This is a genomic window from uncultured Turicibacter sp., assembly GCF_938044715.1.
In the GTDB taxonomy this organism is placed as follows: Bacteria; Bacillota_I; Bacilli_A; order MOL361; family Turicibacteraceae; genus Turicibacter; species Turicibacter sanguinis.
Map to the genome: position 1 here is coordinate 1 of NZ_CALIOS010000006.1, position 8,123 is coordinate 8,123.

General features: G+C 35.8%; 5 protein-coding genes. All 5 read right to left on the reverse strand.

Annotated elements, in window-relative coordinates; all coding sequences use genetic code 11:
- Window positions 1–110: 110 nt before the first annotated feature.
- Window positions 111–971, reverse strand: a complete 861-nt coding sequence (locus QWC74_RS00665) for an EamA family transporter (RefSeq protein ID WP_006785494.1) — start codon at window positions 969–971, stop codon at window positions 111–113.
- Window positions 972–1,029: 58 nt separating this feature from the next.
- Window positions 1,030–2,316, reverse strand: coding sequence for a sensor histidine kinase KdpD (locus QWC74_RS00670; RefSeq protein WP_006785493.1), 1,287 nt, complete (start codon window positions 2,314–2,316; stop codon window positions 1,030–1,032).
- Window positions 2,313–3,014 (reverse strand): response regulator transcription factor, encoded by a 702-nt coding sequence (locus QWC74_RS00675; RefSeq protein WP_006785492.1) that lies wholly within the window; start codon window positions 3,012–3,014, stop codon window positions 2,313–2,315. The genes QWC74_RS00670 and QWC74_RS00675 overlap by 4 nt, the downstream gene beginning before the upstream one ends.
- Before the next feature lie 80 nt (window positions 3,015–3,094).
- Complete coding sequence (locus tag QWC74_RS00680) at window positions 3,095–5,221, reverse strand: hypothetical protein (RefSeq protein ID WP_006785491.1); 2,127 nt, start codon at window positions 5,219–5,221, stop codon at window positions 3,095–3,097.
- On the reverse strand, window positions 5,202–7,298 hold the full coding sequence (locus QWC74_RS00685) for an RND family transporter (protein ID WP_006785490.1): 2,097 nt from the start codon (window positions 7,296–7,298) through the stop codon (window positions 5,202–5,204). Before QWC74_RS00685 ends, QWC74_RS00680 begins: the two co-directional genes overlap by 20 nt.
- Window positions 7,299–8,123: the final 825 nt, after the last annotated feature.

The window sequence follows — 8,123 nt, forward strand, 5'->3', positions numbered from 1 at the left end:
ATTTAGCATTGGCGTTGCCCACAAACAGGAACTTTTCTATTATTAACTTTCAAGTAGCTATGTGTGGATCAGAAGATGATTTATTTTTATACCAATCCTTGATCACCTTTTTATATGAGTAAAATGAAGGTGCCACCCACCATGATGACTAACCCAATTGCAGATTTTTTCGTTAACTTTTCCTTTAAAAACATATAAGAAAATCCGATGGTTACCAGAATACTTAATTTATCGATTGGAACGACGAGACTTGCGTCTCCTTCTTGCAGTGCTTTGTAATAACAAAGCCACGATAAGCCAGTTGTTATCCCAGACAGCACAATAAAGAACCAACTTTTTAAATCAATATGCTTCACCTCATGTTGTTTACGGGTTACGAAGACGATAATCCATGCCATGATTAGCACGACAATGGTTCGAATTGCGGTTCCTAAATTTGATTCAACACCGATAATTCCAACCTTTCCTAAGATTGCAGTTAAACTAGCCAAAATAGCCGATAAAATGGCATAAAACATCCAACGACGATTACTAACCTCTTTTTGGATATCTTCCTTTTTCATAATCATTAAATAGGTTCCAACACCGATTCCAATCATTCCTAGAAGCTTCGTTATACTTAACCTTTCTCCTAAGAAAATGAATGCTAAAATCATCGTTAAAACTGTACTTGATTTATCAATTGGCGTCACTTTATTGACATCACCCAGTTGCAATGCTTTAAAATAACAAAGCCATGATCCACCAGTTGCTAATCCCGATAAAATTAAAAATAGTAACGTTTTTAGACTAATCTCTGATATCGTTTGAAAAGAGCCCACGATAAAGACCATAAACCAAGAAAACACTAGAACAATCACAGTCCTTATAGCTGTCGCCACATTAGAATCTGTTTGTTGTATTCCAATTTTAGCTAAAATGGACGTTACCCCGGCAAAAAAGGCTGATCCTATCGCATATAATATCCACATTAACACTCCCCCTTTCAAATCATTGTATCACATAACAGTCAACTGATTTTAAGAGGATTTAGGACTTATTTAGCGTAAAATGAATCACCAGTCCACTTTCCCTTCCATTTGTGGCCCAAATTCGTCCTCCATGAGCACCGATAATGCTTTGACAAATAGATAAACCAAGCCCTGCTACCTTCCGACTTTGATCTGACGTATAAAGTGGCTTGAAAATCTGCTCCAATTCTGTCTCTTTTACCCCACATCCTGTATCAGCAATCGAAATCAAAACCCCCTTTGCCTGTGATTGAATCTTAATCTGTATCCGCTTGATGGTTGATTCCTTCATATGCTTGATGCTATTGTCGATAATATTTCCAAATACACGTCGGATTTTTCCATAATCAATCTCAAGAACCTCATCCTGACACATATTTTCAACCTTAAACTCAACGCCAATTTCACTTAGTTCTAACTCATAATCTTGACGTAAATGTTCCTCTAATTGCTTTACACTCATCTTCTTTTTATGGAGTGAACTTCCCAAATTATAATTTAAGTAATGATCAAACTCATCAATAAGCTCCTTAATCACCATTGACTTGTCATAGATGGTCTCCGTATATCGTTTCATTCGTTCTGCACTTAAATTTCCTTTGTTCAATCGTTCTGCATACCCCATGATTGAAGTAAGCGGTGTTTTAATATCGTGTGAAATTGAGGCTATAATACGGCTTTGTTGGAGCTTTTGATCTTCAAGTTCATTTGCCAGATGTACAAATCGGTTTTTAAGCTTTCCAACTTCGTCACATCGATTTGTTTTTCGTGGCTTTATCCCCTTTTGATATTGATCCATATCTAGTTTTAAACCTTCAATTGGCTTGATAATAAATAAGTATAGTAAAGTAGTTAAAATGATAATACTGATCACAATATTAAATTGTTCAAAATCAAGCAAGGTCATAACTGGTGAAATTGCAAATGGATCTTCTACAGACAATATTCCTGTTACCTTTAGTAAATAATAGCTGCCCTCATATTCAAAAATAGAAGATTCATGGACACCCAGACTCCCCTTGATAGTTGGTTTATTTTCATATAGCGTTTCCCCTTCTAAGTTTTCAATCACAATTTGATAACAATCACCGTTATGAAAGGACTTAGAACCATACTCGTCAATCGACTGATTGCTTTGGATTTTAGATAAAATTTCAAAAGTTGTCGCATTCACACTTTGTTGAGCTTCCTCAATTTCTACTAATACTTGATCGGATAAATAAAAATTATAATACCAAACAAGGGTCCCAAAGTTTAAAATAAAGATTAAAAAAATGACGATGGCTCCTTTTTGTCGTAAACTCATCGTCCTTCTCCTTCAGGTTTAACTAGTTTATACCCGACTCCCCAAATGGTTTTAATATACTGATTATCTGGGTCTAACTTTTGACGTAGATTTTTGATATTAACCGCTACTGTTCCAATATCACCATAATTTTCGCCCCATATCGCATCAAAAATTTGTTCACGACTTAACACACGGCCACTATTTTCAACGAAGTACTGAAATAATTGAAACTCACGAGGAGATAAATCAATATTAACCTCGTCTTTAAAGACTTCATATCTATTTGGATATAATTTGAAATGATCAAACGGCAAAACATCTTGTAAGGATTCAATGGCATTCATTTGATGTCGCTTTTCTCTTCTTAAATGTGCTTTGACTCGTGCAACTAATTCCTCTACAACAAAAGGTTTGCAGATATAATCGTCTGCTCCCATTTCAAGCCCCAGTAAGGTATCAAGCGTTCTGCTTTTTGCACTGACAAAGATAATAGGCGCTTTCAATTGATCACGTACCCGGCGACATAATTCAAGCCCATCCATCTTTGGCATCATAATATCTAAAATCATGAGTGAAATCTCACACGATTCTTCTATCTTTTCTAACGCTTCGTTCCCATCATGACAAATGATTATTTCAAATCCTTCATCTTCAAGAGCATCCGCAATTAAATATGCAATGGCTTGATCATCATCCACAATTAAAATACGATCCATGTTCAATTCTCCTTCCCTTCAATATAAAGAGAGAGAAGCCAATCATTGCTTCTCTTTCCTATTATACATGTTCTTAATGATTAAAATCCAAATAAGTGTAAAAGTTTTTGCCAAAAATTAAGAGAAGTTTCTTCGACAACAGGGACTTCAACGGTTATATCTTTTACGATTGCATTTGTTTTCATCACAAACTGAACGGATTCAACCTCCGTATTTTTATCAGACACAAAAGATTTCATTTCAAAGTCGCCACCTATTATATCTGAAATCATTTCATCCACTTTATCACTGACTTCTTGATCAATTCCAGTTGTTTCTTCTCTCATTTGTCCTGTTCCATCTGAAAGTTCAATTGTTCCATCGACTAGTTGGTTCACTCCATCAGCAAGACTTACCGTTCCATTATACAGTTCAGTCGTTCCATTTTGAAGCTCTGTTGTTCCACTTTGTAGTTGATTCACGCCATCTTTTAAGGTATTGGCTCCACCTGATAAACTAGTTGTTCCACTTGCTAACCCATTCACTCCTGTTACCAATGATTTAGCCCCTTCGCCTACTTGTGACACACCATCAGTATAGGTTAAAATTCCTTGATGAAGTATCTGGTACTCTGTGGCTAACTGTGCGACTCCATTATTTAATGTCTGCACTCCTTCGCGAAGTGTCGCCATTGGTCCTGTTGAAGAGAGCATTCCTGATACACCAGAGACTAATGTTACAATCCCAGAATGAATGCTATCATAATTCGCATTTAAAGAACCAATTCCACCAACAACTTGATTCACCCCTTCATTAAATGCACCATAATTGGCATTTAATCCGTCCATTCCAGCAGAAATTTGGCCAATTATTCCTGCTTGTTGTTGATAAGCATAAACTAGTGCCTGAACATTTGTGTCTTGACTACTACTAAGCGCGGCTAGTAATCCCTGCATTTCTTCTGATTGTGATGATGCGGCAAGTTGTTGTAAAGCCCCTGCGCTTTGAGAAATCCCTGCTGCAATTTCATTTGAGCTATTGACAAGTGACTGACTACTACTTGCTAAATCATTAAGTCCTCCTTTAAATGATTCTGATCCATTTTGAAGCTGTGATAGACTATTTCCCATCTGCCCACTCTCTAAAATGAATTGATCGACTCCACTTAATAAAGCTCCTGCTCCTTCTTGTAATTGATGGATTCCATTCACCACAGCTTGAGATCCTTCTGTTAACATAGAATTTTGACTCACCAAGGTATCAAGCCCAGTCGCTAATTCTAAAGATCCATTTTGTAGTCTTGAAGTCCCGTCCTTTAACGTTTGAATCCCTGAGTAAAGACTAGAACTTCCAGCCGCTAATTCATTCATTCCCTTACTTAAAGACGTCGCACCATCTTTTAGCGTATTCACCCCATCTTTTAATGTTGCTGTGCCATCTTTTAAATCAAAGCTTCCGTCTTTCAGTTCTGTTGCACCGTCGTCAAGTTTTACCACTCCATCTTGAAGTTCAAGTAAACGATCGGTAAACTCACTTGTGTCTGGATTATCAATATTCAAATTTAATGGAATCCCATTAATTTGAATGCCATCCATACTAAAGTCTGTTGAATTCACTGTAAACTCAATTTCTTTTTCATTTCCAGCCATCATGGTATAGACTAATTGTTTTTTACTTCCTACATTGGCAACGGTTGCTCCCTCAGACTTAACAAGCGTTGTATAAGTTGAATCAAATGCAATCGTGATTTGAAGAGCAAAATTTTCAAAGAAAACTGAATCGACTTTTGTATTTTCTTTCACACTTAATTTCACTGTGATTTCTCCATTTGCCCCTGCAAGTTCATTGGCGTCTACTTTTTTACCATTTAAATAATAACTAATGTTCAATAACCAAGGAATGTCTGTCGTTTCCAAATCTCCTTGATAATAAAAACGTCCATTCACATCATCAATCGTAATTTTATCTTGTGCTAACGTAATGGGAGCTGTTGTCGTTAAATTACTAACACTGGTATAAGGTCCGTAATCGACGATACGACCTCTACTTTCTGAATTAAATACATTCACGACATAGATATTTTCAACATTACCGCTCTGGTTTAAATTAATATAAACGACTTCTTCTTTCGGAATATTTACACTTGCCAATACCCCAATTTGAGTTGAACTCATAATAAGTGCACTCACACTCACCATTGATACTATTTTAGGCATTGATGATTTCATGTTTAACTCCTCCACTCTTTTGTTCACGATAAAACTTTGTCTTTAAGGTTGTTTTTTCAATGATTGGATCGCATAAGACCAGTAAAGCTGGTAAGAATAATAACACTAAAATAACTGAAATAAATCCTCCACGTCCAATTAACACCCCTAATTGACTAATCACAACATTTGTTGAAATAATTCCAATATTTGCTCCTGCAATACATAAAATTCCACCTGATGTTAAAATTGATGGTGCTGTTTCCGTAATGGCACGCGTTGCCGCTTCATATTTAGAAACAGATTGTCGATGATGTAGGTAACTTTCAGCAAATAAAATGGCATAGTCCACTGTAGCCCCTAGTTGAACCGAATTAATGACCAAATAGCCAATGTAATTTAAACTTGTTCCACTATAATAAGGAACCGATAAATTAATCCAAATAGACGCTTCGATTGTCAATAATAACAAGACAGGTAAAGATAGTGATTTAAATGTCACGAGTAACACAACCCCAATGGCACCAATCGCTAACAGATTGACCCATAAGTTATCATTAGTTACCGTCTCTTTGATATCGTATGTACTAACAGATCCACCTGCTAGGTAATAATCATCGTCATAATACTCATGTGCAATCTCGCGTAGCTTCGCCACAAATTCAAAGGTTTGTTCCGATTCTTCATCTACCGCTGCTGTAATGATAAAGCGACTATAATCTTCTGAAATTAATTTAGATGCCTCATCTTCTGGTAAATAGTCTAAAGGAATCTCTGATCCTACGACATCAACGATGGATAAGACAGAGGTTACTTCAGGAAGGGTTGATAGGTTAGCTGACAGTTCTTTTTCTAATCCCCATTGCCCTTTTGGTACCATTAATGCAAAGGTATTTGCTTCTCCAAATGTTTCATTAATCAGAGCCTTTTCCTGTCCCACTTGTGACTCGGGTGTATTCATACCTGAAGATCCATACATAAAGTCTGTTTTTTGCTGAGCTAAAAAACAAGGAACAACTAATACAAGAACTAACACTAAGATTCCTGTTCGAACACGAGTTGCCAATTTTGCAATTTTATTAAATGATGGCATAAAGGAACGGTGATGTGTTTTATCAATCCATTTATACGTATACATCGCCAGAACAGGTAAGAAAAATAACACGGATAATAAACTGAAAATAATTCCTTTTGCTAAAACGATTCCCATATCTGGGCCAACTTTAAAACTCATAAGTGTCAAGGCAATAAATCCAAAGAAGGTCGTCAATCCACTTGAAAAGATAGAAGATGCCGCTTTAATCATTGCTTGATGCATCGCATCTTGGACAGACATTCCCTCATCCCTAAACTCTGCAAATCGATGCAATAAAAAGATGGCGTAATCCATCGAGACCGCTAATTGTAAAATGTTACTTGTTGCATTCGTAATGAATGAAATTTCCCCAAAGATGATATTGGTTCCCGCATTTAACGCAATCGAAATCCCAATTGTCACTAAAAAGAGAACGGGCTCAAACCATGAACTTGTCGTCACGAGTAATACGACAAAGATCATCGGAATTACAAACCCCATAATCATCGGAATTTCAGTTCCCGTTGAAACTTGAGCTGCAGCCGTTGTAACCGCTTCTCCTGTCATTGCTCCTTCATCTCCAATAATGGCACGAATATCATCTAACACTTTCACCGGCTCTTCTTCAGAAATTGTTAACGAATAAAGAACCCCGTTATCTACATACCACTTAGCTACCGTCTCTGGTTCTAGGGTTTCTAGAGGTTTTGTCACATCTTCAGAATCATCTAACCATTCAATTGACTCAACGCCTTCAACGTTTGCTAACGTTTCTTTATAAGCTAATGCCTCGACCACACTCACATGTGGAATATAAACACGTACATTGGGTGTTTTTGTCGTATAAGCATCATCCATCACTTCAAGCGCAAGCGTTGAAGGGGCATTATCAGGCAAATAATCAGCTAAATTATAATTCACTACAACCTGTTGTTTTAAAAACAAACACACAATGGCCGAGATAATAAAGCATAATAATACAGCCTTTTTATGTTTCAAGACTTTATCTGCTATCACATTCATAACTCTGTTATCCTCCTTTTTGTCTCTAGAGTTATCTTAACAACAAAAAATTAGAGAATCGGTTAAAAAAAATTAAGAAATATTAAAAATTAAAAAGCGCTTAACAAAAAAACACTCCCAAAAAACAGTGTAAGATCTCCTTTTAACTTTTATCAGTTCTCTTTGCAAAGAGCCCTATCTCCACCGCCTGTGCCTTGCAGCCATCATATCCACTAGAGGAATCAGTCCTACGACTTCAACTGTTATAAAAAATTTAATACAAATAAAAAGATTAATCTGAGTATAGTCGATGACTACTAACTTGAGATTAACCTTTTTTTATTTTCTCTTCAAATATCTACTTTTAAAAAACTATATTTTCTCAGATAAATGCGGGATTGAATAGGATGTTTTAACCAACTAGAATTTACTATTTCATCAAATAATACGTGAGGCTAATTAAAGCTTGTTATAAAACAGGTTTTAATGTATCTATCGCTAAATCTATTTATTACTATAAACATAAATGAAATCAAACAAAATACGGCATGAGTCTGATTGAAGTCAGACCACATGCCGCATAAATTCTATTTTTATTGATTATCTATCTGACAGGATTACTTCACCTTCAGCATAGCCCATTATAATATTTAATTCAATTATAATAAGACTAAATTTTATCCATAAAAAAAGTTATCTCATTTAAATAATAATTATTTTTTTCTATTTTTATAGACAGCCACAATGCCAGATAGAGTTGTCATAATTCCACCTAACATAAATGGTAAACTCTGGATTGTCAACACTAAACTAAACAACTTTTTTAAGGGTATTTTGACGATATTC

Excerpts from the sequence above, each read along its gene's own strand:
- QWC74_RS00685 (WP_006785490.1), bottom strand. The coding sequence starts at position 7,298 with ATGAATGTGATAGCAGATAAAGTCTTGAAACATAAAAAGGCTGTATTA.
- QWC74_RS00665 (WP_006785494.1), bottom strand. The coding sequence starts at position 971 with ATGTGGATATTATATGCGATAGGATCAGCCTTTTTTGCCGGGGTAACG.
- QWC74_RS00670 (WP_006785493.1), bottom strand. The coding sequence starts at position 2,316 with ATGAGTTTACGACAAAAAGGAGCCATCGTCATTTTTTTAATCTTTATT.
- QWC74_RS00680 (WP_006785491.1), bottom strand. The coding sequence starts at position 5,221 with ATGAAATCATCAATGCCTAAAATAGTATCAATGGTGAGTGTGAGTGCA.
- QWC74_RS00675 (WP_006785492.1), bottom strand. The coding sequence starts at position 3,014 with ATGGATCGTATTTTAATTGTGGATGATGATCAAGCCATTGCATATTTA.